Origin of the sequence: Sphaerisporangium siamense (genome assembly GCF_014205275.1) — a bacterium.
Taxonomy (GTDB): Bacteria; Actinomycetota; Actinomycetes; order Streptosporangiales; family Streptosporangiaceae; genus Sphaerisporangium; species Sphaerisporangium siamense.
This window is the reverse complement of record NZ_JACHND010000001.1, coordinates 7,068,108-7,091,367: the sequence shown is the minus strand read 5'-3', so window position 1 is coordinate 7,091,367 and position 23,260 is coordinate 7,068,108. Positions and strand designations below refer to the sequence as shown.

The 23,260-nt window shown below is 73.2% G+C and carries 23 protein-coding genes; 8 read left to right on the top strand and 15 right to left on the bottom strand.

Annotated features, from left to right (window positions below; genetic code table 11):
* Nucleotides 1-35: 35 nt before the first annotated feature.
* A complete protein-coding gene (gene glnA, locus BJ982_RS32330; RefSeq protein WP_184886346.1) occupies nucleotides 36-1,460 on the bottom strand; it encodes a type I glutamate--ammonia ligase in 1,425 nt (474 codons plus the stop codon).
* Nucleotides 1,461-1,602: 142 nt separating this feature from the next.
* Here glnA and BJ982_RS32325 point away from each other — a divergent pair, with 142 nt between their 5' ends.
* Nucleotides 1,603-2,064, top strand: a complete 462-nt coding sequence (locus BJ982_RS32325; protein WP_184886344.1) for an RDD family protein — start codon at nucleotides 1,603-1,605, stop codon at nucleotides 2,062-2,064.
* Here BJ982_RS32325 and BJ982_RS32320 read toward each other — a convergent pair.
* The 10 genes from BJ982_RS32320 to BJ982_RS32275 form a co-directional block, all read right to left on the bottom strand.
* On the bottom strand, nucleotides 2,061-2,873 hold the full coding sequence (locus tag BJ982_RS32320; protein WP_184886342.1) for a class I SAM-dependent methyltransferase: 813 nt from the start codon (nucleotides 2,871-2,873) through the stop codon (nucleotides 2,061-2,063). The two genes, BJ982_RS32325 and BJ982_RS32320, sit on opposite strands and share 4 nt — an antisense overlap.
* Nucleotides 2,873-3,553 carry a DUF4191 domain-containing protein gene (locus BJ982_RS32315; RefSeq protein WP_184886340.1) on the bottom strand — a complete coding sequence of 227 codons (681 nt, stop codon included), beginning with the start codon at nucleotides 3,551-3,553 and terminating at the stop codon, nucleotides 2,873-2,875. The genes BJ982_RS32320 and BJ982_RS32315 overlap by 1 nt, the downstream gene beginning before the upstream one ends.
* Nucleotides 3,554-3,609: 56 nt before the next feature.
* Nucleotides 3,610-6,111, bottom strand: coding sequence for a beta-glucosidase family protein (locus tag BJ982_RS32310; protein ID WP_239122847.1), 2,502 nt, complete (start codon nucleotides 6,109-6,111; stop codon nucleotides 3,610-3,612).
* Nucleotides 6,112-6,190: 79 nt separating this feature from the next.
* Nucleotides 6,191-7,120 carry a lipoyl synthase gene (gene lipA / locus BJ982_RS32305; protein ID WP_184886338.1) on the bottom strand — a complete coding sequence of 310 codons (930 nt, stop codon included), beginning with the start codon at nucleotides 7,118-7,120 and terminating at the stop codon, nucleotides 6,191-6,193.
* An 87-nt stretch (nucleotides 7,121-7,207) separates the two neighbouring features.
* A complete protein-coding gene (gene lipB, locus BJ982_RS32300) occupies nucleotides 7,208-7,876 on the bottom strand; it encodes a lipoyl(octanoyl) transferase LipB (RefSeq protein WP_184889651.1) in 669 nt (222 codons plus the stop codon).
* Nucleotides 7,877-7,962: 86 nt separating this feature from the next.
* Nucleotides 7,963-8,700 carry a Type 1 glutamine amidotransferase-like domain-containing protein gene (locus BJ982_RS32295; RefSeq protein ID WP_184886336.1) on the bottom strand — a complete coding sequence of 246 codons (738 nt, stop codon included), beginning with the start codon at nucleotides 8,698-8,700 and terminating at the stop codon, nucleotides 7,963-7,965.
* A gap of 96 nt (nucleotides 8,701-8,796) precedes the next feature.
* Entirely contained in the window at nucleotides 8,797-9,744 is a 948-nt protein-coding gene (locus BJ982_RS32290; protein WP_184886334.1) for a TIGR01777 family oxidoreductase, read from the bottom strand.
* 103 nt (nucleotides 9,745-9,847) lie between these two features.
* A complete protein-coding gene (sucB, locus tag BJ982_RS32285; RefSeq protein ID WP_184886332.1) occupies nucleotides 9,848-11,320 on the bottom strand; it encodes a 2-oxoglutarate dehydrogenase, E2 component, dihydrolipoamide succinyltransferase in 1,473 nt (490 codons plus the stop codon).
* Between the two features lie 34 nt (nucleotides 11,321-11,354).
* On the bottom strand, nucleotides 11,355-12,734 hold the full coding sequence (gene lpdA / locus BJ982_RS32280) for a dihydrolipoyl dehydrogenase (RefSeq protein ID WP_184886329.1): 1,380 nt from the start codon (nucleotides 12,732-12,734) through the stop codon (nucleotides 11,355-11,357).
* A gap of 155 nt (nucleotides 12,735-12,889) precedes the next feature.
* The gene (locus BJ982_RS32275) at nucleotides 12,890-14,389 is read right to left on the bottom strand and encodes a leucyl aminopeptidase (RefSeq protein WP_239122846.1); all 1,500 of its coding nucleotides are present in this window, start codon (nucleotides 14,387-14,389) and stop codon (nucleotides 12,890-12,892) included.
* A 136-nt stretch (nucleotides 14,390-14,525) separates the two neighbouring features.
* Here BJ982_RS32275 and BJ982_RS32270 point away from each other — a divergent pair, with 136 nt between their 5' ends.
* The 3 genes from BJ982_RS32270 to BJ982_RS32260 are packed head-to-tail and all read left to right on the top strand — an operon-like array spanning nucleotide 14,526 to nucleotide 16,779.
* Complete coding sequence (locus BJ982_RS32270) at nucleotides 14,526-14,885, top strand: GntR family transcriptional regulator (protein WP_275411672.1); 360 nt, start codon at nucleotides 14,526-14,528, stop codon at nucleotides 14,883-14,885.
* Nucleotides 14,882-15,877 (top strand): DUF1648 domain-containing protein, encoded by a 996-nt coding sequence (locus tag BJ982_RS32265; RefSeq protein ID WP_184886325.1) that lies wholly within the window; start codon nucleotides 14,882-14,884, stop codon nucleotides 15,875-15,877. The genes BJ982_RS32270 and BJ982_RS32265 overlap by 4 nt, the downstream gene beginning before the upstream one ends.
* Entirely contained in the window at nucleotides 15,874-16,779 is a 906-nt protein-coding gene (locus tag BJ982_RS32260) for a CPBP family intramembrane glutamic endopeptidase (RefSeq protein WP_184886323.1), read from the top strand. The genes BJ982_RS32265 and BJ982_RS32260 overlap by 4 nt, the downstream gene beginning before the upstream one ends.
* Before the next feature lie 2 nt (nucleotides 16,780-16,781).
* Here BJ982_RS32260 and BJ982_RS32255 read toward each other — a convergent pair whose 3' ends face one another.
* Nucleotides 16,782-17,549, bottom strand: a complete 768-nt coding sequence (locus BJ982_RS32255) for an adenosylcobinamide-GDP ribazoletransferase (RefSeq protein ID WP_184886321.1) — start codon at nucleotides 17,547-17,549, stop codon at nucleotides 16,782-16,784.
* A 90-nt stretch (nucleotides 17,550-17,639) separates the two neighbouring features.
* The gene (locus BJ982_RS32250; protein ID WP_203958955.1) at nucleotides 17,640-18,755 is read right to left on the bottom strand and encodes a bifunctional adenosylcobinamide kinase/adenosylcobinamide-phosphate guanylyltransferase; all 1,116 of its coding nucleotides are present in this window, start codon (nucleotides 18,753-18,755) and stop codon (nucleotides 17,640-17,642) included.
* Nucleotides 18,756-19,016: 261 nt separating this feature from the next.
* Between BJ982_RS32250 and BJ982_RS32245 the strand changes: the two genes are divergently transcribed.
* Nucleotides 19,017-19,223, top strand: coding sequence for a hypothetical protein (locus BJ982_RS32245; protein WP_184886319.1), 207 nt, complete (start codon nucleotides 19,017-19,019; stop codon nucleotides 19,221-19,223).
* A gap of 87 nt (nucleotides 19,224-19,310) precedes the next feature.
* Here BJ982_RS32245 and BJ982_RS32240 read toward each other — a convergent pair whose 3' ends face one another.
* Nucleotides 19,311-20,309 (bottom strand): aldo/keto reductase family protein, encoded by a 999-nt coding sequence (locus BJ982_RS32240; RefSeq protein WP_184886317.1) that lies wholly within the window; start codon nucleotides 20,307-20,309, stop codon nucleotides 19,311-19,313.
* 80 nt (nucleotides 20,310-20,389) lie between these two features.
* On the bottom strand, nucleotides 20,390-21,013 hold the full coding sequence (locus tag BJ982_RS32235; protein WP_184886315.1) for a DUF3043 domain-containing protein: 624 nt from the start codon (nucleotides 21,011-21,013) through the stop codon (nucleotides 20,390-20,392).
* A 232-nt stretch (nucleotides 21,014-21,245) separates the two neighbouring features.
* Here BJ982_RS32235 and BJ982_RS32230 point away from each other — a divergent pair, with 232 nt between their 5' ends.
* From BJ982_RS32230 to htpX, 3 genes are read left to right on the top strand one after another with little or no spacing between them, the layout of a single operon-like run.
* On the top strand, nucleotides 21,246-22,061 hold the full coding sequence (locus BJ982_RS32230) for a PspA/IM30 family protein (protein ID WP_184886313.1): 816 nt from the start codon (nucleotides 21,246-21,248) through the stop codon (nucleotides 22,059-22,061).
* Nucleotides 22,058-22,336 carry a PspA-associated protein PspAA gene (gene pspAA, locus BJ982_RS32225; protein ID WP_184886311.1) on the top strand — a complete coding sequence of 93 codons (279 nt, stop codon included), beginning with the start codon at nucleotides 22,058-22,060 and terminating at the stop codon, nucleotides 22,334-22,336. Before BJ982_RS32230 ends, pspAA begins: the two co-directional genes overlap by 4 nt.
* A gap of 9 nt (nucleotides 22,337-22,345) precedes the next feature.
* Nucleotides 22,346-23,257 (top strand): zinc metalloprotease HtpX, encoded by a 912-nt coding sequence (htpX, locus tag BJ982_RS32220; protein WP_184886309.1) that lies wholly within the window; start codon nucleotides 22,346-22,348, stop codon nucleotides 23,255-23,257.
* The last annotated feature ends 3 nt before the right edge of the window (nucleotides 23,258-23,260 follow it).

The window sequence follows — 23,260 nt, the reverse complement described above, 5'->3', positions numbered from 1 at the left end:
ACGCGCGGCATGCGGGTCACATGCGCGGTAACCGGTCACACGTCGTAGTAGAGCTCGAACTCGTGCGGGTGCGGGCGGAGGCGGATCGGGTCGATCTCGTTCTCGCGCTTGTAGCTGATCCAGGTCTCGATCAGGTCGGGGGTGAAGACGCCGCCTTCGAGCAGGAAGTCGTGGTCGGCCTCCAGGGCGGTGAGGACCTCGGCCAGGGTGCCGGGGACCTGCGGGACCTGGCCGGCCTCCTCGGGCGGGAGCTCGTAGAGGTCCTTGTCGACCGGCGCGGGCGGCTCGATCTTGTTGCGGATGCCGTCCAGGCCCGCCATGAGCTGCGCGGCGAACGCGAAGTACGGGTTGCAGGACGGGTCGGGCACCCGGAACTCGATGCGCTTGGCCTTGGGGTTGGACCCGGTGATCGGGATGCGGATGCAGGCCGAGCGGTTGCGCTGGGAGTACACCAGGTTGACCGGCGCCTCGTAGCCCGGAACCAGGCGGTGGTAGGAGTTCACCGTCGGGTTGGTGAAGGCCAGCAGCGCGGGGGCGTGCTTGAGCAGGCCGCCGATGTAGTACCGCGCCATGTCCGACAGGCCCGCGTAGCCGACCTCGTCGTAGAAGAGGGGCTCGCCGTCCTTCCACAGGGACTGGTGGCAGTGCATGCCGGAGCCGTTGTCACCGAAGATCGGCTTGGGCATGAACGTGACGGTGTGGCCGTTCTTGAGCGCGGTGTTCTTGATGATGTACTTGTACAGCATCAGGTTGTCGGCGGTCTTGAGCAGCGTGCCGAACTTGAAGTCGATCTCGGCCTGGCCCGCGGTGCCCACCTCGTGGTGCTGCATCTCGGTCTCGATGCCCGCGTCGATCAGCTGGCGGACCATCTCCGAGCGCAGGTCGGTGAAGTGGTCCATCGGCGGGACGGGGAAGTAGCCGCCCTTGTAGCGCGGCTTGTACCCGAGGTTGCCGCCCTCCTGGGCCTTGCCGGTGTTCCAGGCGCCCTCGATCGAGTCGATGTGGTAGTACGACTCGCTGGCGCTGCTGGCGAAGCGCACGTCGTCGAAGATGTAGAACTCGGCCTCCGGGCCGAAGAACACGGTGTCGGCGATGCCGGTGCCCTTGAGGTACTCCTCGGCCTTGCGGGCCACGTTGCGCGGGTCGCGGCTGTAGGCCTCGCCCGTCAGCGGGTCGTGCACGAAGAAGTTGAGGATGAGCGTCTTGTGCTTGCGGAACGGGTCCAGCACGGCGGTGGACGGGTCGGGCAGCAGGAGCATGTCCGACTCGTGGATGGCCTGGAAACCGCGGATCGAGGACCCGTCGAACATCAGGCCGTCGGAGAAGACGCCGGCCCCGAAGTTCTCGACGGGGAACGTGAAGTGGTGCGTCGTGCCGGGCAGGTCGGTGAACCTGACGTCGACGAACTGCACCCCCTCGTCCTTGATGTACTTCAGGACTTCGTCGGCGGAGCTGAACATCCAACCTCCCAAGGGCACGGGCTTGCAGTCTCGAACGTAGGACTGCCCCGTTTCCACCCCGTGTCCCGTTTGTTTCACCGGTGTTAAGCAGAGGGGGTATGCCGCCGGACCGACCACCACGGCCAACGGCTATCTTACCTGCATGGACAAGCAGCCCAGGTGGACCCAGACGTGGATCAGCGGCACCCGCGCCGCGGGGGTCGATCTCGGCTACCCCGGCGAGCGCCTCGGCCTCCCCGAGCAGGGCAGCGGCTCGGTCGGCAGGTTCGGCAGGCGGCTCGGCGCGATCATGGTCGACTGGCTGATCTGCACGTGGGCGATCACCCGCGGCCTGCTCCAGGCCGACCCGCGCCACGCCGGCTGGCTCGGCCTGCTGGTCTTCGCGGCGGAGTACGTCCTGCTGGTCGGCTCGATCGGCATGACGTTCGGCATGAGGCTGTTCGGCATCAGGGTCGCCTCCCTGGACGGCGGCGGCCGGCCGCCGTTCGGCGCCGTCCTGCTGCGCACGCTGCTGCTGTGCCTGGCCGTCCCCGCCCTGATCTGGGACCGCGACCAGCGCGGCCTGCACGACCGCGCCGCCCGCACCGTGGTGGTCCGCCTCTAGCCGTCGGGCCGCACGCAGGTGAAGATGGCCGTCCCCGGGATGTGACGGCCGCGCAGCGGGCTCCAGCCGCCCCAAACTCGGTCGTGGCCCGCCGGCCACTCCGGCTCGGTCACCGAGGTGAGCGCCAGGCCCGCCGACACGATCGCCGCCACCCAGTCGCCCAGCGTGCGGTGGTGCTCGACGTAGGACACCTCGCCGTGCTCGTCGTGTTCGACGTACGGCGCCCGGTCGAAGTAGGACCGGTCGGCGGTCAGCCCGCGCGGCCCCGGATCGTCGGGGAAGGCCCAGCGGATCGGGTGGCTCACCGAGAACACCAGCCGCCCGCCCGGGCGCAGCACCCGCCGGACCTCCGCCAGCACCGCGCCCGCGTCCGTGACGAACGGCAGCGCGCCGAACGCCGAGCACGCCAGGTCGAAGGAGGCGCCGGCGAACGGGATGCGGCCCGCGTCGGCCTGCACGACCGGCAGGCGCGACCCGCGCTCCTCGTCGATGCGGCGGGAGTGCTGCAACTGGCGGAAGGACAGGTCGAAGGCCGCGACCACGGCCCCCTGCGAGGCCAGCCACCGCCCGCACTGCCCGGCCCCGCACCCGATCTCCAGCACGCGCAGGCCGCGCACCTCGCCGAGCAGCCGGGCCTCGGCCTCGTCCAGCCCCTCGGGGCACCAGACGAAGCCGTCGTCCCGCAGGAACGCGCCGTGCTCGGACTGGTAGTCGTCGGCGGCGGAGTCCCACCAGCGGCGGTTGGCCCGCACGGTCGGCGCCGCGGCCACCGGGCCGCGGGAGACCCCCGCCGAGGTGGGAACGGACATCAGCGGATCTTGCCGCGCGGCATGCGCGCGCCTCTGGGCATCGGGCCCTTGGGCATGGGAAGGGTCTGGGGCAGCGCGCGGAGCCGGTAGTTGACCTCCGACACCGCCTGCTTCTTGAGGTTGCGCGGCAGCTTCATCATGTGGCGCTGGAGCTTCTTGAGGGGCACCTGGCCCTCGCCCTCGCCGCACTGGATGTCGTACACCGGCACGTCGATCGCCACGCGCTGGACGCGCTTCTTCTCGGCCACGAGCATCTTCTGCACGCGGTTGCCGGGGCCTTCCGACACCAGGACGATGCCGGGGTAGCCGACGGCGCGGTGGACGACGTCCTGGTCGCGGGTGACGGCGACGGCCGGGGTGACCTGCCAGTTGCCGCGCATGCTCTGCAGGATGGCGGCGGCCGCGCCGGGCTGGCCGTCGAGCATGGAGTACTGCGCGCGCTGGGCGAGCTGCCCGAACACGACCATGCCGACCGTCACGGCGACCATGAGGCCGAGCACGATGAGCTGCCACACCAGACCCGTCACGAGCCCGAGCACGACGAAAACGGCCAAAGTGCCGAGCGCCGACGCGTAGACGATCGGCATGCCCTTCGGGTTGGCCTTCTGGATGATCTGAGCGATCATGCGGAGCTGCTTGACGCGCCCCGGGCGCTCTGGGTCTGCGGGCTTGTTGGCCATGGGTAAAGGATACAAATGCGGAGCTGAAGAAAGGAAAACGCCGCCCTGCGCCGGGCTCAGCCGGCGACGGTGAGGGCCGTGGAAAGAGGAAGGTCGGCCGCCGACCGTCCCGCGCGCACCAGATGGCGGCCCGGCACGGCCCGCCATCCGGCCCCGGCCCACTCCTGGAAGGCGCGCCCGGGCAGGGGGATCGTCACCAGGACGGTCGTGCCGGGTTCGGCCTCGGCGACCGCGAACCCCGCCAGCCGCGGCGGCGGACCGCCGTCCGGTTCCGCGGGCGGCGTGACGTAGACCTGCACGACCTCGCGGCCCGCGCGCCCGCCGGTGTTGCGCACCGCCACCGTCACCGACGCGCCGCCGTCCGCCGTCGGCTGGGCGGCCAGGGCGTCGTAGGACCAGCTCGTGTAGCCGAGCCCGTGCCCGAACCAGAAGGCCGGGGCCCGGCCGGAGGCCGCCCAGGCGCGGTGGCCGACCAGCGTCCCCTCCTCGTAGCGCAGCTTCCCCTCCACGGGGGCGACGGCCGGGACGGGGGCGTCCGCCAGGCGCGCCGGCCAGGTGGTGGGCAGCCGCCCGCCCGGCTCGGCGTCGCCGAACAGGACGTCCGCCAGGGCGTCCCCGAACTCCTGTCCGGGGAACCACACCAGCAGCACCGCGGCGACCCGCTCCAGCCACGGCATCTCGACCGGGGCCCCGGCGTTCACGACGGCGATCGTGCGCGGGTTGGCGGCGGCCACCCGCGCCACCAGCTCGTCCTGACGGCCGGGCAGCGCCAGCCCCGCCCGGTCGAAGCCCTCGCCCTCGGCCTCCTCGGTCGTGCCGACGACCACCACGGCGACGTCGGCGCCCGCGGCGATGCCCGCGGCCTCGGCGATCAGGGCCTCGTCGTCGGGGGCGGGCGCGCCGTGACCGAGGCCGAACGCGACGAAGCCCACGCCGTCCGGCGCCGCGGTGGCGTGCCGCACGGCCAGCGCGACCGGGACGCCCGCCTCCAGCTCGACGACGATTCTGCGCTCGGGCGGCGACAGCAGGGCCGAGGCCGGGTCGTCGCCCGGCGCGGCGACGATGGTCTCGTCCAGCACCGTGTGGCCGTCCACGGCCAGCGTGAACGCGCCCGCGCCGGAGATCGAGAACTGGTGCGGGCCCCCGGCGGTGGGCGTGAAGGACGCGCGCAGCTCGGCGGCCGCCAGGCGCGCGGCGTCCAGGCCGGCGGGAAGCTCGCCGATCCAGCGGGCCTCGGCCGTGGGGAGCGGGCACTCGGCCAGCGTCGCGCCTCCGGCGTCCTGGAACACCGCCAGGCTCGGCGTGGCGAGCGGGGCCAGGCGCACCCGGGGGTCGGTGCCCACGGCGTGCCGCACGTCCAGCCCCTCCCGGCGGCGCAGGCCCTCCAGCGGGGAGACCACCCGCTCGGGCAAGACCCGCGCGGCGCCGCCTCCCATGATCCTCGGCTCGGCCGCCGCGGCGCCGATCAGCGCCACGCTGCGGATGCCGCCCAGCGGCAGCAGCCCGCCCTCGTTCCGCAGCAGCGTGAACGACCGCGCCGCCACCTCGCGCGCCAGCGTCCTGCCGTCAATGGGGCCGTCAACGGGACCGTCGATCGGGCCGTCAACGGGGCCTGCGACAGGACCGTTCACGGTGGCGGACACCGGGCCCTTCGCGGCGGCCACGACAGCGCCCACGACACCGCTCACGGCGGCACCGGGCGTGGCGTCGGCCAGGGCGCCCGTGCGTGCCGCCAGGCGCAGCACGCGGCGCGCCTTGTCGTCCACGCCGTGCTCGGGGACCCGCCCGGCGCGGACCGCCTCCTCCAGCCGCTCGCCCCACGGCCCGCCGGGGCCGGGCAGCACGACGTCCAGCCCGGCGAGCGCGGCCGCCTCGGTCGAGCGGACGGCGCCCCGGTCCGCGAGCACCACCCCGTCGAAGCCCCACTCGTCCTTCAGCACCCCGCGCAGCAGCCCGGCGTGCTCGGTCATCGTGGTGCCGTCCACGGCGTTGCCCGCGGCCGTCACGGCCCACGCGCCCGCCCGCGCCACCCGCTCGAACGGCGCCAGGTACACCTCGCGCAGCGCCGCCTCGTCCACCACGACGTCGGCCGTGAACCGCCCGGTCTCGGAGTCGCCCGCCACGAAGTGGCCGGGCGCCGCGGCCACCCCGCACCGCTGCACGCCCTCGACGTAGGCCGCGCCGATCTCGCCGGTCAGCAGAGGGTCTTCGGAGAAGCACGCGAAGTGGCGGCCGGCCAGCGGGCCGCGCTGGATGTTCAGCCGGGGCGCGAGCAGGACGTGGACGCCCTTGCGGCGGGCCTCCCGGCCCAGCAGCAGCCCCGCCCGCCGCACCAGGGCGACGTCCCAGGTGGCGGCGAGGGCGGTGGGGCACGGCAGGGCGATCGACGGGTCGGCGGCCGGCCAGGGCCCGCCCCGCACGCCCGCCGGGCCGTCGCTCACCACCAGCCCGCGCAGGCCGGCGGCGGGCAGGGCGGGCAGCGACCACATGCCGGCGCCGGTCAGCAGGCGGACCTTCTCGCGAAGGCCCAGCCCGCGGATCAGTTCCTCGATGTCCACGACGCTCCAGGGGGAGGCGGATCAGCCGACCGAACAGGCCGATCATGCCACGCCCGGCCGGGCGCCGCGGCGGGACCGCTCAGGCGGTCTGCCGGGCCTCCACGGCCTGCCGGTAGAGACGGCCGGCGCGGTAGGACGAGCGGACCAGCGGGCCCGACATGACCCCGGCGAAGCCGATGGCCTCGGCCTCCTGCTGCAGCTCGGCGAACTCCTGCGGCTTGACCCAGCGGTCCACCGGGTGGTGCCGCGGCGTCGGCCGCAGGTACTGGGTGATCGTCAGCAGGTCGCACCCGGCCTCGTGCAGGTCGCGCATGGCCTGGACGACCTCGTCGCGCTCCTCGCCCATGCCGAGGATCAGGTTGGACTTGGTGACGAGCCCGGCCTCGTGCGCGGTGGTGATGACGCCGAGGGAGCGCTCGTAGCGGAAGGCCGGGCGGATGCGCTTGAAGATGCGCGGCACGGTCTCGATGTTGTGCGCGAAGACCTCCGGGCGGCTGGAGAAGACCTCGTCGAGCTGGTCGCGGTGCCCGTTGAAGTCGGGCACGAGCAGCTCGACGCCGCAGCCGGGGACCTGGGCGTGGATCTGCCTGGCGGTCTCGGCGTACAGCCACGCGCCGCCGTCGGGCAGGTCGTCACGGGCGACGCCGGTCACGGTGGCGTAGCGCAGGCCCATCTGGACGACGGACTCGGCCACGCGACGCGGCTCGTCCTTGTCGTACTCCTTGGGCTTGCCGGTGTCGATCTGGCAGAAGTCGCAGCGCCGCGTGCACTGGTCGCCGCCGATGAGGAAGGTGGCCTCGCGGTCCTCCCAGCACTCGGAGATGTTCGGGCAGCCGGCCTCCTGGCAGACCGTATGGAGACCCTGGTCCTTCACGAGGTTCTTGATCTCGTTGAAGTTCGGCCCGTTCCTGAGCCGGGTCTTGATCCACGGGGGCTTGCGCTCGATAGGGGTCTGGCTGTTGCGCACCTCCAGGCGGAGGAGCTTTCGGCCTTCAGGAGCAACGGTCACGCGATCCAGCTTACGTCTCCGCCGGCGCGTACCCCGACCGGGTGCCGGCAGTGCCCGGGAGGGGGCCGAAGAGGGGGCCGGCGGGGGTCAGAACCGGCCCGACAGCAGGTCCTCCTCCTGGACGTCGAGGCCCTCGGCGCCGAGGGCCTCGGCCAGGCGCTTCTCGGCGAAGGGGAGGACCTCGTCCACGGTGACGCGGCGGCCGGTCTCGGCCGACAGGGACGTCACGCCCGCGCCCCGGATGCCGCACGGGACGATGCGGTCGAACCAGGACGGGTCGTTGGCGCAGTTGAGCGCGTAGCCGTGCATGGTGACGCCCCGGGAGACCCGGATGCCGATCGCGCCGATCGCACGGTCGGGGACGCCGAGCGCCGGGTCGCCCGGCACCCACACCCCGCCCCGGCCCGCGACGCGCCGCGCGGTCACGCCGAAGTCGGCGCAGACGCTGATCAGCGAATCCTCCAGGAGCCGGATGAACGTGGTGACCTCGCGGGCGCCGGCGAGCCGGACGATCGGGTAGGCGACGAGCTGCCCGGGGCCGTGCCAGGTGACCTTGCCGCCGCGGTCGACGTCGACGACCGGGGTGCCGTCGGCGGGACGCTCGTCGGGGCTGGTGCGCGTGCCCGCCGTGTAGACGGGGGCGTGCTCCAGCAGCAGGCAGGTGTCGGGGAGGGCCTCGGCGGCCCGGCGGGCGTGCACCGCCCGCTGGAGCTCCCACGCCTGCTCGTACGGGACGTCGACCCCCAGGCGGACCAGCGCGAGCCTGCCGGCCCTGCCGGCCGTGTCGTCAGGGGGAGTCCGATGGTTGGCACGCTCGCTCACGCGGTCAGCCTAACGTGCGCTCATGTGGTGAGAAGGCGGGGTTCGATCCTGAACTCCTTCACGTCGCCGTCGTCGCCCCGTTCGATCTTGTAGGCGTACCCCCGGGGGTCGACGGTGACCGCCTGGATGAACTCGCGGCCCACGTAGTGCAGGGCGACGCCCTCGTCCGCGGCGTACCCGGGCGGCAGCTCGCCCGAGGCGATCGACTCGTGCAGCAGGGCGCGCCGCTGCGGATCGGAGTTGTAGTGGACGCCGCAGGAGTAGGGCAGGAGGCCGAGGCCCTCGGCCCACGGGCGCAGCACCGGGCCGAAGGAGTCGGTGTTGCCGCCGACGTGCCAGCACAGCGCGCCGGCGCTCTGCCCCGACAGCACCACGCCCGCCCGCCAGGCCTCCTCGAACGCCTCGTCCAGGCCGTGCAGCCGCCACAGGGCGGCGAGGTTGGCGACGCTGCCCCCGCTGACGTAGATGACGTCCTGCTCCAGCACCCAGTCCTTGGGGCTGTCGACGTTCGGCATGGGGAACACCGTGAGATGGCTCACCTCGACGTCCCATTCGCGGAACGCGCCGTACATCTTCAGCAGCCAGTCGGCGTCGTCGCCGGTGGCCGTGGCGAGCAGGCCCAGCCTGGGACGGTCCTGGCCGCTCAGGTCGAGCGCGTAGCGGAGCAGGGCCGAGGCCTGGATGAACCCGTACCGGTCGGTGGCACGGAACGAACCACCGCCGATGGCGAGGATGTGGGACTGGCCGAGCCTGCTCATGTCGTCTCCTGCAGCCTTTCGGGGGGCGGGCAGCCTCGCACCGAAGGCCGCGGGGCCGAGCCGGGGCTTCCTCTCCCATTCAACCGGAACGGCACCCTAGAGTATGGCCGCCAATGCCGTGTCGAGACGAGGATGCAGGAACCGGTACCCCATCTCCAGCAGGCGGCGGGGCATCACACGCTGGCCGATCAGCACGCCTTCGTCCGCCAGGCCGCCGAGCGCGGCCCGCAGCGCGAGCGCCGGCACCGGGACCGGCAGGGTGGGGCGCCGCAGCGCGCGGCCCAGCGCCCGGGTGAACTCGGCGTTGGTGACCGGGGCGGGGGCGGTCAGGTTGACCGGCCCGGAGACCGCGGGCTCGGCCATCAGGTGCAGCACCGCGCCGGTCCAGTCCGGCATGGAGATCCACGAGGTGTACTGGCGCCCGGAGCCGAGGGGCGCGCCGAGCCCGGCACGGAAGATCGGGAGCATCTTGCCGAGGAAGCCGCCCTCGCGCGTCAGGACGTGCCCGGTGCGCAGGTGGACGACCCGCACCCCGGCCTCCTCCGCCGGGGCCGTCTCGGCCTCCCAGGCCCGCACCAGCGCGGCCAGCCACTGGCCCGTGGGCCCCTCGCCCGGCTCGCCGATCGCGCGGGGCCGCGACCCCGGGCGCGCCCGGGGCTCGGCGGACTCGTCCACCGGATGGTCGCCGGTGTCGCCGTACACGCCGATGGCCGATCCGGACAGCAGGACGGCCGGCGGGAGGTCCAGGGAGGCGATCGCGGTGGCGAGCGCGCGGGTGCCGGCGACCCGGCTCTCGACCAGCTCACGCCGGTAGCCGGGAGTCCACCGCCGGTCGGCCACCCCGGCGCCCGCCAGATGCACGACCGCCTCGGCGCCTTCCAGCACCGCCGGGTCCAGGACGCCCTCGCCCGGGTTCCAGAACGCCTCGCCGGGGGCCGTGGGCGCGCGGCGCACGAGCCTGACGACGGAACGGCCCTCGTCGCGCAGGGCACGGACGAGGGCCGATCCGAGAAGGCCGGACGAGCCGGTGATCACGACTGACATGCGGCCAGCCTATGTCGGCGTCCCCTGGCGAAGGGGGAGCGTGGCCGTGTCAGGAAAGGCGCCGCGGGCCCCGTGGCATGGCCGGGGACCCGCGGCGGACGGGTCAGGCCAGGCCGAGCTGCGCCTCGAACCGGCCCTCCTCCAGACGGCGCTTGACCGTCGTGAGGAAGCGGGCGGCGTCGGCGCCGTCCACCAGGCGGTGGTCGTAGGTCAGCGCGAGGTACACCATCGAGCGGACGGCGATGACCTCGCCCTCAGGGGTGTCGACCACGACCGGGCGCTTGACGACCGCGCCCGTGCCGAGGATCGCGACCTGCGGCTGGTTGATGATCGGCGTGTCGAACAGCGCGCCGCGGCTGCCGGTGTTGGTCAGCGTGAACGTGCCGCCGGACAGCTCGTCGGGGCTGACCTTGTTGGTGCGGGTGCGCTCGGCCAGGTCGGCGATCTTGCGGGCGAGCCCGGCGAGGTTGAGGTCGCCGGCGTCCTTGATCACCGCGGAGGCCAGGCCGCGCTCGGCGTCCACGGCGAAGGCCAGGTGCTCGTGGTCGAAGTAGGTGACCTCGTTGGTCTCGCTGTTGATCACCGCGTTGAGCTTGGGGTGCTGCTTGAGCGCCTCGACAGTGGCCAGCGCGAAGAACGGCGTGAAGCTGAGCTTGACGCCCTCGCGGCGCTGGAACTCCACCTTGGCGCGGTCGCGCAGCCGCGCGATCTTGGTGACGTCGACCTCGACGACCGTGGTGAGCTGCGCGGAGGTCTGCAGCGACTCCAGCGTGCGCTTGGCGATGGTCTGCCGGATGCGCGACATCTTCTCGGTGCGCCCGCGCAGGGTGGTGTCGGCCTGGACCGGCTCGGGCGCCGGGGCCGGGGCCTGTGCCGCCGGGGCGGCGGGCGCGGCGGGCGCGGGCTGGGCGGCCTGCGGCGCGGCCTGCGCCGCCTGGGCCTGGGCGGCCTGCTCGCGCTGGGTGCGCGCCGCCTCCAGGACGTCCTGCTTGCGGATGCGGCCGCCGACGCCGGTGCCGCTCAGGCCCTCCAGGTCGACGCCGTGCTCGGTGGCGAGCTTGCGCACCAGCGGCGTCACGTACGGGCTCTCGCCCCCCGCGGCGGGAGCCGCGGGCGCGGCCGGGGTGGGCGGGGCCGGGGCGGCCTGGGGCCTCGGCGGCTGCGCCGCGGGCTGCGGCGGCTGAGGAATCGAGGACGCGGGGGCGGGGGCCGGCTCCGGGGCGGGAGCGGCCTTGGCCTCCTCCGGCTCGGGCTCGGGCTCGGGTTCCGGCTCGGGCTCAGGCTCGGGCTGCGCCTGGGGTTCGGCCTGCGCGGGCGCGGCCGCGCCCGCCGCGGCGCCGTTCTGGTCGATGACCGCCAGCTCGGCGCCGACCTCCACGGTCTCGTCCTCGGCGACCACGATCTTGGTCAGGACGCCGGAGGACGGGGAGGGGATCTCGGTGTCGACCTTGTCGGTGGAGACCTCGAGCAACGGCTCGTCGGTCTCGACCTGGTCCCCCTCCTTCTTCAACCAGCGGGTGACGGTGCCCTCGGTCACGCTCTCGCCGAGCTGGGGCATGGTTACGGAAACCGGCATGGTGTCTGTCTTCTCTCGCGTTTCCTGTGAGGGCTTAGTTGTGTACGTGAAGGGGCTTGCCGGCCAGGGCGAGCATCGCCTCGCCGACAGCCTCGGACTGGGTCGGGTGCGCGTGGATGAGCTGGGCCACCTCGGAGGGCAACGCCTCCCAGTTGTAGATCAACTGCCCCTCGGTGACGAGCTCGCCCATGCGTTTGCCCACCATGTGGACACCGAGCACCGGGCCGTCCTTCTGGGAAACGATCTTGACGGCGCCCTGCGTGCCGATGATCTGGCTCTTGGGGTTGCCGCCCAGGTCGTAGACGAGTTCCGTGATCTCGTAGCCCCGTTCCCTGGCGACGGCCGACGTGATGCCGACCGAGGCCACCTCGGGGTCGGAGTAGGTGATGCGGGGCACGCCCGCGTAGTCGATCGGCACCGGGTCGAGGCCGGCGATGTGCTCGGCGACCAGGATGCCCTCGGCGAAGCCCGCGTGCGCGAGCTGGAGGGTCGGGATCAGGTCGCCGACGGCGTAGACGCCCGGGACGCTGGTGCGGCAGAACTCGTCGACGACGACGGTGCCGCGCTCGATCGCGACGCCGGACTCCTCGTAGCCGAGGTCGGCCGAGACCGCGCCGCGGCCGACCGCCACGAGCAGCAGCTCGGCCTCCAGGGTCTTGCCGCCCTCCAGGGTGACGATCACGCCGGTGTCGTTGCTCTTGACGCTCTCGAAGCGGGTGCCGAGCTCGTACTTGATGCCCCGGCGGCGGAAGGCGCGCTCCAGGAGCTTGGAGCTGGACTCCTCCTCCAGCGGGAGCAGGTGGGGCAGGGCCTCGACGATCGTGACCTCGGCGCCGAACGAGCGCCAGACGGAGGCGAACTCGACGCCGATCACGCCGCCGCCGAGCACGATCACCGACGCGGGGACGCGGTCCAGCTTGAGGGCGTGGTCGCTGGTGATGACCCGCTCGCCGTCGATGTCCAGGCCGGGCAGCGACCGCGGCGCCGAGCCGGTGGCCAGCACGACGGCGCGGCCCTCGACGGCCTGGTCGCCCACGAGGACGCGGCCGGGGCCCGCGAGTTTGCCGGCGCCCTCGATGAGCGTGACGCCGCGGCTCTTCAGCAGACCCTGCACGCCCTTCCAGGCGCGGTTGACGATCTTGTCCTTGAAGGCGTGGACGCCGGGCATGTCGATGCCCTCGAACCTCGCCTTGACGCCCACGGTCGTGGCCTCGCGGGTCTCGTCGGCGACCTCCGCCGCGTGCAGCAGCGCCTTGGTGGGGATGCACCCCCGGTGCAGGCACGTGCCGCCGATCTTGTCCTTCTCGATCAGCGCGACGGACTTGCCGAGCTCGGCCGCCCGCAGGGCGCAGGCGTACCCGCCGCTACCGCCGCCCAGGACAACGATGTCGAAGGGGCCGGTGCCATCAGCCACTGGAAAGCTCCTTGTCGGATCGGTGGGCTCTCACGGCCGGCGTCGCCGCCCGTGATCTACGACGGCGGCGCGCCATGCCTGCCCAACAGCATCTTTTCACTTGTCCCGCGTGTGCGTGACGCGCCGGCCTCGTCGGCGGCGGCGTCACGCGTTCATCATGCCCCGCGGGAGGCCTGGTGGCGTTCGGCCAGCGCGACGAGGGTGCGGGTGACGTATCCCGTGCCGCCCTTGGGGACGTAGCCGTAGGGGGCCTCCTTGTTGAAGGCGGGCCCGGCGATGTCGATGTGCGCCCAGCGAACGCCGTCGGGCACGAACTCGCGCAGGAAGATGCCCGCGGCGAGCATGCTGCCCGAGCGCTCGGGGTTGAGGTTGGCGATGTCGGCGATCGGGGAGTCCAGGCCCTTGCGCAGCTCCTCGGGCAGGGGCATGCCCCAGGCGGCCTCGCCCTGGCCGACGGCCACCTCGACGACCTGCTCGCGCAGCTCGTCGTCGGAGGCCATGACGCCGGAGGTGCGCCAGCCGAGCGCGACGATCTGCCCGCCGGTGAGCGTGGCGACGTCGACGATGATGTCGGGGGAGTCCTCGCCGGCGCGGGCGATGCCGTCCACGAGCACGAGGCGGCCCTCGGCATCGGTGTCGAGCACCTCGACGGTCCTGCCCGAGTAGGTGGTGAGGACGTCGGAGGGGCGCTGGGCGCTGCCGCTCGGCATGTTCTCGGCCAGGCACAGGTAGCCGACGACGTTGACGCGCAGGCCGAGCTTGGCGACGGCCAGCAGCGCGCCGAGCACCGCGCCCGCGCCGCCCATGTCCGACTTCATCCACGCCATGGAGGCGGACGGCTTGAGCGACAGGCCGCCGGAGTCGAAGGTGATGCCCTTGCCGATGAAGGCGAGGGTCGTGGCGGCCTCGGGGTGGGTGTAGCCGAGGCGCACCAGGCGGGGCGGGTTGACCGAGCCCTGGCCGACGCCGACGATGCCGCCGTAGCCGCCCTCCTTGAGCGCGTTCTCGTCCAGCACCTCCACCGAGAGGCCCACCTTCGCGGCGCTCTCCTCGGCGATCTCGGCGAAGCGGACCGGCGGGAGGTCGGACGGCGGGGTGTTGACCAGGTCGCGGACCAGCGCGACGGACTCGGCGAGCGTGGCGGCCCTGGCGACGGCCTCCTCGCCGCCGTCCGCGCCGCTCAGCACGGTGAGCTCGCCGACCGGGGCCTTCTGCTCCTCGGCGGTGCGGTACCTCACGAAGTCGTAGGCGCCGAGCAGGCCGCCGAGCGCCACGGCCTCGGCCTGCTCCGGCGTCGTGGCGGGCAGCGCGAGCGCGGCCCGGGGCGTGCCGGCCAGCGAGCGGACGGCGGCGCCCGCGGCGCGGCGCAGGACCTCCAGGTCGTAGGCGTCGCCCTCGGGAGCCTCGCCGAGTCCGGTCGCGACGACCACGGCGGCGGGCAGCGCGCCGAAGGTCGGGATCTTGGCGATCTCGCCGGCCTTGCCGGTGAAGCCGAGGGCGTCAAGTGTCGCGGCGAGGCCACCCGAGAGCGCGGCGTCGACGCCGTCCGCGCCCGGCGCGGGGCGGGGGCCCGCGGGGGAGGTGTTGATACCGACTACGAGGGCGTCGGCGTCCACCGACCCCGAGTCAAGGGCGTTAAGTCGCACTGTCGTCACGTAGGCCGATGCTAGTCCTGCACGCCGCGTACGCATAAACGAGGGTTCGTCCTACGAATTCGTTCACCTGCGGCGACGCCGATGGTGCCACTCGCAGTAGCACCATCCCTGCTGATACCGGGCAGATAGTGCTAATGTGGCTAGCACCATGTTACTCACCCTGGACCTGAACGACCCCCGGCCGCTGCACGAGCAGGTCGCCGCGGCCGTCAGGCAGGCCGTCGCCTCGGGCGTCGTCACCCCCGGGCAGCGCCTGCCGTCGGCGCGCCAGCTCGCCGCCGCGCTCGGCGTCAACGCCAACACGGTGCTGCGCGCGCTGCGCGACCTGCGCGACGAGGGGGTGCTGGAGTTCCGCAGAGGCCGCGGCGTGTCCGTCCTGCGCCCGCCCGACGCCCGTGAACTCGTCATGCGAAGGACGCGGGAACTGCTGGAGGAGGCGCGGTTGTACGGCCTCGGCCCCGAGGAGGTCATCGAGATGATCAGGACATCGTCATGAGCGGGCGTCCGTGGCTCGCGCGGCTCTCGGCCGGATGGGCGGTCCTCGTCACCGTGGTCCTGGTGGCCGGCCCCCTCGTGCTGAGAGGCCGGCTGCCCGACCCGCTCGCCACCCACTGGGAGGTGTCCGGCGCGCCGGACGGCTCGATGTCCTTCTGGGCGTGGTTCGCCATGGAGGCCGCGCTGTGGGCGCTGCTCGTGGCGTGCGTCGCCCGCGGCGTCCTGCGCCTCGGCGCCGAGGCGAGGGGCGCGGCGGCGGCGACCCGCGTGCGCGCGGCCGGGGGACTGTTCGCGGGCGGGGCGGTTTTCCTGCTGGCCCAGCAGTGGGCGACGCTCGCCGCCAACCTCGGCACCCTGGACTGGCGCGACGCGGCGCCGCTCGGGTGGCGCGTCGTCCTGGTCCCCGCCGCCGCGATCGCCGCGGGCGTGCTCGGCGTGCTGATCGCCTCGGCGGGCGCCGGCGGCGCGGAGCCGGAGCCCGCCGCGCGGCCCGCCGTCCCCCTGCCCCTCAGGAGCGGGCAGCGCGCGGTGTGGGTGTCCTCGGCCAGGAACGCCGGCGCGGCGATCGGCGGCGTCGCGGCGCTGGCCGCGGCCCTGCTGCTCGCCCTCACGCGCACGACGCTCGGGCCGAGCGGCCTGGAGAGCACGGCGATCGGGCTGACGATCGCCGGGCTGGCGATGCTCGGGGTGTCCACGGTCGGGGTGCGCGTCGGCGACGAGGCCATGGTGATCTCGTTCGGCCCGTTCGGCCGCCCCAGGCGCACGGTGCCGCTCGGCAGGATCGAGAGCGCCCGGGTCGAGGTGAAGGGCCCGTTCGAGGTGGGCGGCTGGGGTTTCCGCGGGCTGCCCGGCATGGCGACGATCATGATCAGGGGCGGCGAGTGCCTGATCGTCCGCTACCACTCGGGCGGCGAGCTGGCCGTGACCGTCGACGACGCCCATCGCGGGGCCGCGCTGATCAACGCCCTCGTCGCCAGGAGCGGCGTCCGATGAGCCGCCGTCCCGGCGACCTCGCCGTCTTCCTGCTCGTCGCCTACGGCCTGTCGTGGCTGGCCGCGCTGCCGTTGTGGATCACCGGCCGGTCCGGGCTGACCACGGTCACCGGCTTCGTGATGATGTTCACCCCGGCGCTGGCCGTGCTCGCGGTGTGGCGCCTGCGCCATCGCGACGTCCCGTTCCGGGAGTGGGCCCGCGCGACGGGGCTCACGCTCGGGCCGGCGCGCGGGCGCGGCCTGCGATTCGTCCTGATCGGCTGGGGCGGCACCGCGCTGCTGGTCCTGCTCGCGCTCGGCGTCAGCGTCGCGACCGGCCTGCTCAGCGTGGACCTGTCCGGCCTGAGCCTCCTCCGCCGCGAGCTGGCCTCGGCCACCGGAGGGACGTCCCTGCCGCTGGATCCCAGGACGCTCGCGGTGATCCAGGTCGTCCAAGGGCTGGTCATCGGGCCGGTGCTCAACGCGATCCCGTCCCTGGGGGAGGAGTACGGCTGGCGCGGCTGGCTGCTGCCCCGGCTGATGCCCCTGGGCGCCGTCCGCGCGCTGATCGTCTCCGGCGTGATCTGGGGCCTGTGGCACGCGCCGCTCACCCTGCGCGGCTACAACTACGCCCAGCTCGGGCCGTGGGCCGCCCCGGTGTTCGTCGTCTTCTGTGTCCTGTTCGGCATCTTCCTCGGTGTGCTGCGCCTGCGGTCGGGCAGCGTCTGGCCCGCGGTGGCCGGGCACGGCACGCTGAACGCCCTGGGCGGACTGCCCTTGCTGCTGGGCGACGCGGCGCGTCCGCCGGACCTGCTGCTCGCGGGGATCACCGGCGTGGTCGGCTGGGTGCTGCTCGCGGTCGTGGCGATCGTCCTCCTGCGCGGGCGGCCGGTCCCGGCCGCGCCGGTGCCTCCCCAGGCGTGAGCTCAGGGCGCGGCGGCGCAGACGACCAGCGTGATCGTGGCGCTCACCTCGACCAGGGCCCCGAGCACGTCGCCGGTGATCCCGCCGAGCCGCCGGATCGCGTGCGCCAGCACCGCCCAGGCCGCGCCGAGCCCCGCCGCGGCGGCCACCAGGTAGATCACCGGGTGCTCCGCCACCAGGCCGATCGCCAGGGCCGCCGCGGACACGGCGGCGGACGCGTAGATCGCCGAGGTCTGCCGCACGGTGCCGGCGACCATCGCCCCGAGGCCGCCGGGCCGCGCCGCGGGGACGCCCGCCACGCAGGCCCACGTGACCGCCAGCCGCCCGGTCATCCCGGCCAGCACCAGCGCCGCGGGGCCCGCCTCGGCCGCGGCGGCGACCTGCGCCAGCGCGGTGAGCACCAGCGTGACCACGCCGAACGGCCCGATGTCCGAGCGCTTCATGATCTCCAGGGCCTGCGCGGCGGGCCGGCCGCTGCCGAGCCCGTCGGCGAGGTCGGCCAGGCCGTCCAGGTGCAGGCCGCGGGTCAGCACGGCCAGCGTGGCCACCCCGGCGACGGCGGCGAGCAGCGGCGAGACGAGCAGCCCGGCGAGCGTCATCACCGCCCCGGCCGCCAGGCCGAGGAGCAGGCCGACCAGCGGTGCGAGCGCCATGGCCCACCCGGCGGTCTCCCGGTCGGCGCGCGGCAGCCCCGCGGGCCAGATGCTCAAGGTGCCCACGGCCAGGCGCAGCCCCGCGACGATCGGCTCGGGGACGAAGGGTGCGGACATCTCGGCTGAATCTCCAGGGCTTCAGATCGGCAAGGGGGCGGCCGGTTCCGGGACGAGGGTGCGGACCGTCCCGGCCGGCCTTCCAGGACGTCAGATCGGCAGGGGAAGGACGCGGCCGGCCACGACCAGCAGGGCCTCCTCCGACTCCTCGGCCAGCCCCCGGTTGAGCCGGCCGAGCGCGTCGCGGAACACCCGCCCGGCGGCGGTCGCGGGCACCACGCTCAGCCCCACCTCGTCGCTGACCGCCACCACCTGCGCCCGGGTCCGCCGCCACGCCGCCACCAGCTCGTCGCACCGCGCCGCCACCGCGTCCAGCGCCGTGCCGAAGCGTCCCGGCTTGCGCCCGCGCGGACGGTCGTGCGCGGGGTCGTCCCAGGCGCCGCACGCGTCGAAGACGGCGGCCAGCCAGGTGCCGATCCCGTCGACGAGCAGCGGCCCCGACTCCGACCTGAGCAGGGCCTCCAGCTCGGTGGTCTCGATCGTCGTCCAGTACGGCGGGCGGCGGGCCCGGTGGGCGCGCACCCGGGCCAGCCAGTCCTCGTCGAGCCTGCCCGTGGGCCCGGTGGCCACGTAGGTGACGTCGGGCTCGGCGATCAGCCGGGTCTCCGCCTCCTCCGACTTGCCCGAGCGCGCGCCGCCGAGCACCAGCACCCGCTTGGGCGCGGGCGCGCGGGCGGGCGCGGGACGCCTGGTGTCCAGCGTCGTGCCGTCGGCGACGGCCTCGGCGCCCCAGAACGCCAGGCGTCTGAACAGCTCGGCCTCCGAGGGCGCCCGGTGGTCCAGGCCGACGGCGACCACCCGCGTCCTGTCCGTCACCAGGCCGCGGCGGCGCAGGTCGCCGAGGCGCTGCGGACGGTCGAGCAGGTCGATGAGCACCAGGTCGTAGGCGTCCTCCGCCCAGCTCGGCGAGGGCTCGCCCGCGTGGCCGCCCGGCGGCGCCGCGTGCAGCACGCGGCCGCGGTCGGGCCCGCTGACCGCGTAGCCGTCCGGGGTGACGGTCATGCGGTAGCCCTTGGGGAGCGTCGCCGGAGGGGCGAGGGCGAGTCCGGCGGGCGGCGCGAGGCGCACCGCGTCGTCCAGCACCACGGCCGTGGGCAGGCGGTGCCCGGCGGGCAGCCGGCCGCAGGAGGCGCAGCCGCAGCCGGGCTCCGGCCAGCCGTAGGGACCGGCCGTGCCGGACAGCAGGACCTTCACCAGGCCCCGCACGAGGACGGGAGGAACCGGGCCGACCGGGAGAACCAGGAGAAGACCGTGGCCGCCGCCGTCGCGGGTCCGGGCGCCGGAGGACGGGGCGTGGGCGGCATGGGACGGCCTCCATCGTTCGAAGGGAGCGAAGCGGGACGGACAGCCCCGGGCATCCTGGCCTGGCCCGCGCCCGGCGGCAAGATCTGCGGCACACTCCAGGAGGTAGGGTTCGCACAACCATGGTGAGGGTATTGGGCGATCCCGCGAAAAGGAGCGTATGGCATGACTTGGCGCTGGCGATATGAAAACGCGAACGGCGGCGAGGTTACGGACGGCCCGCTTCCGCGCGAGATCTTTCCCAGCCAGGCCGACGCGGAGTCATGGCTCGGGGAGAACTGGCGGACGCTGCTGACTTCCGGGATCGAGCAGGTCACGCTGCTGGAGGACGACAAGGTCGAGTACGCGGGAATGTCGTTGCGCGTCGAGTGAGAGGGCCGCGCGCCCCCCGCCTTTACCCGGTGCCGGTGTGACCGCAATGATGTGGAGCGACCGGTGGGACAGGGGGCGGGGCGGGGATCACGGACGCGTCGCCGGGCTTTCCGTTCTGGCCGGATCCCGCTCCACGACGGGCGCCAGCAGGTCGTCGATCTTCTCCAGCACCTCGGCGTCCAGGCGGACCCCCGAGGCCCTGACGTTGTCGCGCACCTGCTCGGGCCTGCTGGCCCCGACGATGGCCGAGGAGACGTTGGGGTTCTGCAGCACCCACGCCACCGCGAGCTGGGCCATGGTGAGGCCGAGATCGGCGGCGATCGGCTTGAGCTCCTGCACGCGGGTCAGCACGTCGTCGCCGAGCATGCGGCCGATGAACGACGAGCCCGCCGGGTCGGTGGCCCGCGAGCCCGCCGGAGGGGCGTGGCCGGGCAGGTACTTGCCGGTCAGCACGCCCTGCGCGATGGGCGACCAGACGATCTGGCCGACGCCCTCCTTCTCGCACAGCGGCACGACCTCGGCCTCGATGACCCGCCAGAGCATCGAGTACTGCGGCTGGTTGGACACCAGCCGGTCGAAGCCCATCTCGTCGGCGATCTTCAGCGCGCCGGCGATCTGGTCGGCGGTCCACTCGCTGACGCCGACGTAGAGCACCTTGCCCTGGCGCACCAGGTCGTCGAAGGTCTTCAGCGTCTCTTCGAGCGGGGTCTCGTGGTCGTAGCGGTGCGCCTGGTACAGGTCCACGTAGTCGGTACCGAGCCGCCGCAGCGATCCGTTGATGCTCTCGGTGATGTGCTTGCGGGACAGGCCCCGGTCGTTCGGGCCCGCGCCCGTCGGCCAGTAGACCTTGGTGAAGATCTCCAGGGACTCGCGCCGCACCCCCGCGAGGGCGCGGCCGAGCACCTCCTCGGCCTTGGTGGCCGCGTACACGTCGGCGGTGTCGAACGTGGTGATGCCCTCGTCCAGCGCCGCCCGGACGCACGCCTTGGCGGCGTCCTCCTCCACCTGGGATCCGTGGGTGATCCAGTTGCCGTAGCTGATCTCACTGACCTTCAGGCCGCTGCGGCCGAGATGGCGAAATTGCATACTCCGACCTTAACGACCCATGGCGAGGCCGCCGTGAGCCGGTGGAGAGCCCCCCACGGCACGGCGTCACCGCCAGGACGTCACTTCTTCGGCGGGACCGGTCTGCCGCCCGGCAGCACGGTCGGCGGCGGGAAGCGCAGCCGGCGGATCTGCATCGCGCGCATCGCGGCGTAGAAGCCGACGCCCTTGAGGCTCTCGTCCGGGTACTTCTCGCCCGCCTCCTTCTTGACGCGCCGCGCCACCCAGAACCCGCTCAGGGCCACCACGACGATCATCGCGGGCCACAGGATCGTGATGGCGTAGGAGTAGAGCAGCATGCCCGTCTGCCCGCCGAGCATCGGGATCGTCCACAGGACGACCAGCAGGAGCAGCGAGATGGGCAGGAAGTATTGGCTCACCGTCCGCCGGGAGTCGACCCATTCGCGGGCGAACTTGCGGGTCTGACCCCGGTCGCGCACGGGAAGGTAGCGGTCGTCGCCTCGCAACATGCCCTCGCGGGCGCGGACGCGCTCGGCGGCCTGGCGCTCGCGCGCCTGCCGGTAGGCCTGTTTGCGGTTGGTGGGGGCGGTCACCGGCGAGCGGCGGCGGCCTTGGGCCTCGCGGCGCTTGGGAGTGGGGCGGCCCTTCCCCGCGGTCTTCGCCTGCGTCTCTTCTGGCGCGGTGGCGGAGGCGTCCGCGGGAGCCTCGGTACGACGTCGGAACACGACGTCAGCCTACCGGCGGTGCAACTTAATGACGCCCTCGTGCGTTATGCGTAGGGTGGACCTAGGCGACTTTGCCGCGATAATCGGGGGCCGACGATGAGTGGGCAGCCTATGGAGTTGCGAGTGGGCGCGAGGAGCACGGAATGCCAGCGCAGCGAGCATACGGCCGGCGAGCGTCGCGTCGAGCGGGAGTATAGGCACAGCACTACCTAGAAGGGGACGGCCAACGCGCATGAGCGTGATGAAGAGACTTTCCATGATCTTCAAGTCCAAGGCGAACAAAGCCTTGGACAAGATGGAGGATCCGCGCGAGACCCTCGACTACTCCTATCAGCGGCAGCTTGAGCTCTTGCAGAAGGTTCGCCGGGGTGTGGCCGACGTCGCCACCTCGCGCAAGCGGGTGGAACTGCAGATCAACCAGATCCAGCAGCAGTCGAACAAGCTGGAGGACCAGGGCCGCAAGGCGCTGAGCGTCGGCCGTGAGGACCTGGCGCGCGAGGCGCTGAGCCGCCGGTCGGCGCTGCAGACCCAGATCGCCGACCTGCAGGTGCAGCACAACAACCTCCAGGGTGAGGAGGAGAAGCTCACCCTCGCGAGCCAGCGCCTCCAGACCAAGGTCGACTCTTTCCGTCACCGGAAGGAGACCATCAAGGCGACGTACACCGCCGCCGAGGCGCAGACGCGCATCAACGAGGCGTTCTCCGGCATCTCCGAAGAGATGGGCGACGTGGGTCTGGCGATCCAGCGCGCCGAGGACAAGACCGCCCAGATGCAGGCGCGCGCCGGCGCGATCGACGAGCTGCTGGCCAGCGGTGCGCTGGACGACTTCAGCGGCCAGCGCGGCGACGACATCCAGGCCGAGCTCGACCGCATGGGCGGCGGCCACGACGTCGAGCTGGAGCTCGCCCGCATGAAGGCGGAGCTCGGCCAGGGCCCGGCGCCGCGTGACGCGATCGAGTCCGGCCCGCAGAACCAGCAGCAGGCGGCTCCGCAGCAGGCCCCCACCCAGCACACCCAGCAGTACCGCCAGCCTGGGGAGGGCTTGTGATCGTCCGCATCATGGGGGAGGGGCAGGTCCAGATCGCCGAGGGCGACATCGACGTGCTCAACGCCCTGGACACCGAGCTGGAAGCGGCCATCGAGACCGATGACGAGACCGAGTTCCGCTCCAAGCTCCACGCGCTGCTGGACAAGGTGCGCCAGCTCGGCAAGCCGCTCCCCGACGACGCGCTGGAGCCGTCCGAGCTGATTTTGCCTCCCTCTGACGCTTCGATCGACGAAGTGAGGGGAATGCTTGGGGATTCGGGTCTCATCCCGGGATAGTTTGGGCATATGACTCAAACCCGGTACGCCCCCGACCGGGGACTGACCGTGCGCATGGTCGTCACCATGTTCCTGCTCGGCCTGCTCTACGTCGCCTTCGTGGGCGCGCTGATCGCCGTGGGGGTCCGGGCGATCGTCGTCCTCGTTCTCGCCGGTGGCCTCCTGCTGGTCCAGTACTTCCTCTCCGACAGGATCGCGTTGTTCGCGATGCACGGCAGGGAGGTCTCCCCGCAGGAGGCACCGGAGCTGCACGGGGTCGTCGACCGGCTGAGCGTGATCTCCAACACCCCCAAGCCGCGGGTCGCCATCGCCGACAGCGACGTGCCGAACGCCTTCGCCACCGGCCGCGACCAGAAGCACGCGGTCGTCTGCGTCACCACCGGCCTGCTGCGGCGGCTCGACCCTCTGGAACTCGAAGGCGTCATCGCCCACGAGATGTCGCACGTGGCGCACCGCGACGTCGCCGTGATGACCATCGCCTCGTTCCTCGGCGTCGTCGCCGGCCTGATGACCCGCTTCGCCCTCTACAGCGGCCTCGGCCGCGACCGGGGCAACAACAACGGCCCGCCGATCGGGCTCATCATCATGCTCGTCTCGCTGATCGTGTACGCCGTCAGCTTCCTGCTCACCCGCGCGCTGTCGCGCTACCGCGAGCTGTCGGCCGACCGGGCGGGCGCCCTGCTCACCCAGCGCCCCTCCGCCCTGGCCAGCGCCCTGGTCAAGGTCACCGGCGACATGTCGCGCATCCCGACCCGCGACCTGCGCGAGGCCCAGCCCTTCAACGCGTTCTTCTTCGCCCCGGCCCTGTCGGGCAGGAGCGCCGGCGCGAGCCTGGCCACCCTGTTCGCCACCCACCCGCCGCTGGAGCGCCGCCTGGACCAGCTCAGCCGCATCTCCGCACAGCTCGGACGGGGGGCCTGAGCC

Bases quoted from the DNA above. Each gene is read 5' to 3' on its own strand.
- glnA (WP_184886346.1), bottom strand. From the start codon at position 1,460: ATGTTCAGCTCCGCCGACGAAGTCCTGAAGTACATCAAGGACGAGGGG.
- BJ982_RS32325 (WP_184886344.1), top strand. From the start codon at position 1,603: ATGGACAAGCAGCCCAGGTGGACCCAGACGTGGATCAGCGGCACCCGC.
- BJ982_RS32320 (WP_184886342.1), bottom strand. From the start codon at position 2,873: ATGTCCGTTCCCACCTCGGCGGGGGTCTCCCGCGGCCCGGTGGCCGCG.
- BJ982_RS32315 (WP_184886340.1), bottom strand. From the start codon at position 3,553: ATGGCCAACAAGCCCGCAGACCCAGAGCGCCCGGGGCGCGTCAAGCAG.
- BJ982_RS32295 (WP_184886336.1), bottom strand. From the start codon at position 8,700: ATGAGCAGGCTCGGCCAGTCCCACATCCTCGCCATCGGCGGTGGTTCG.
- BJ982_RS32290 (WP_184886334.1), bottom strand. From the start codon at position 9,744: ATGTCAGTCGTGATCACCGGCTCGTCCGGCCTTCTCGGATCGGCCCTC.
- sucB (WP_184886332.1), bottom strand. From the start codon at position 11,320: ATGCCGGTTTCCGTAACCATGCCCCAGCTCGGCGAGAGCGTGACCGAG.
- BJ982_RS32265 (WP_184886325.1), top strand. From the start codon at position 14,882: ATGAGCGGGCGTCCGTGGCTCGCGCGGCTCTCGGCCGGATGGGCGGTC.
- BJ982_RS32260 (WP_184886323.1), top strand. From the start codon at position 15,874: ATGAGCCGCCGTCCCGGCGACCTCGCCGTCTTCCTGCTCGTCGCCTAC.
- BJ982_RS32255 (WP_184886321.1), bottom strand. From the start codon at position 17,549: ATGTCCGCACCCTTCGTCCCCGAGCCGATCGTCGCGGGGCTGCGCCTG.
- BJ982_RS32245 (WP_184886319.1), top strand. From the start codon at position 19,017: ATGACTTGGCGCTGGCGATATGAAAACGCGAACGGCGGCGAGGTTACG.
- BJ982_RS32240 (WP_184886317.1), bottom strand. From the start codon at position 20,309: ATGCAATTTCGCCATCTCGGCCGCAGCGGCCTGAAGGTCAGTGAGATC.
- BJ982_RS32230 (WP_184886313.1), top strand. From the start codon at position 21,246: ATGAGCGTGATGAAGAGACTTTCCATGATCTTCAAGTCCAAGGCGAAC.
- htpX (WP_184886309.1), top strand. From the start codon at position 22,346: ATGACTCAAACCCGGTACGCCCCCGACCGGGGACTGACCGTGCGCATG.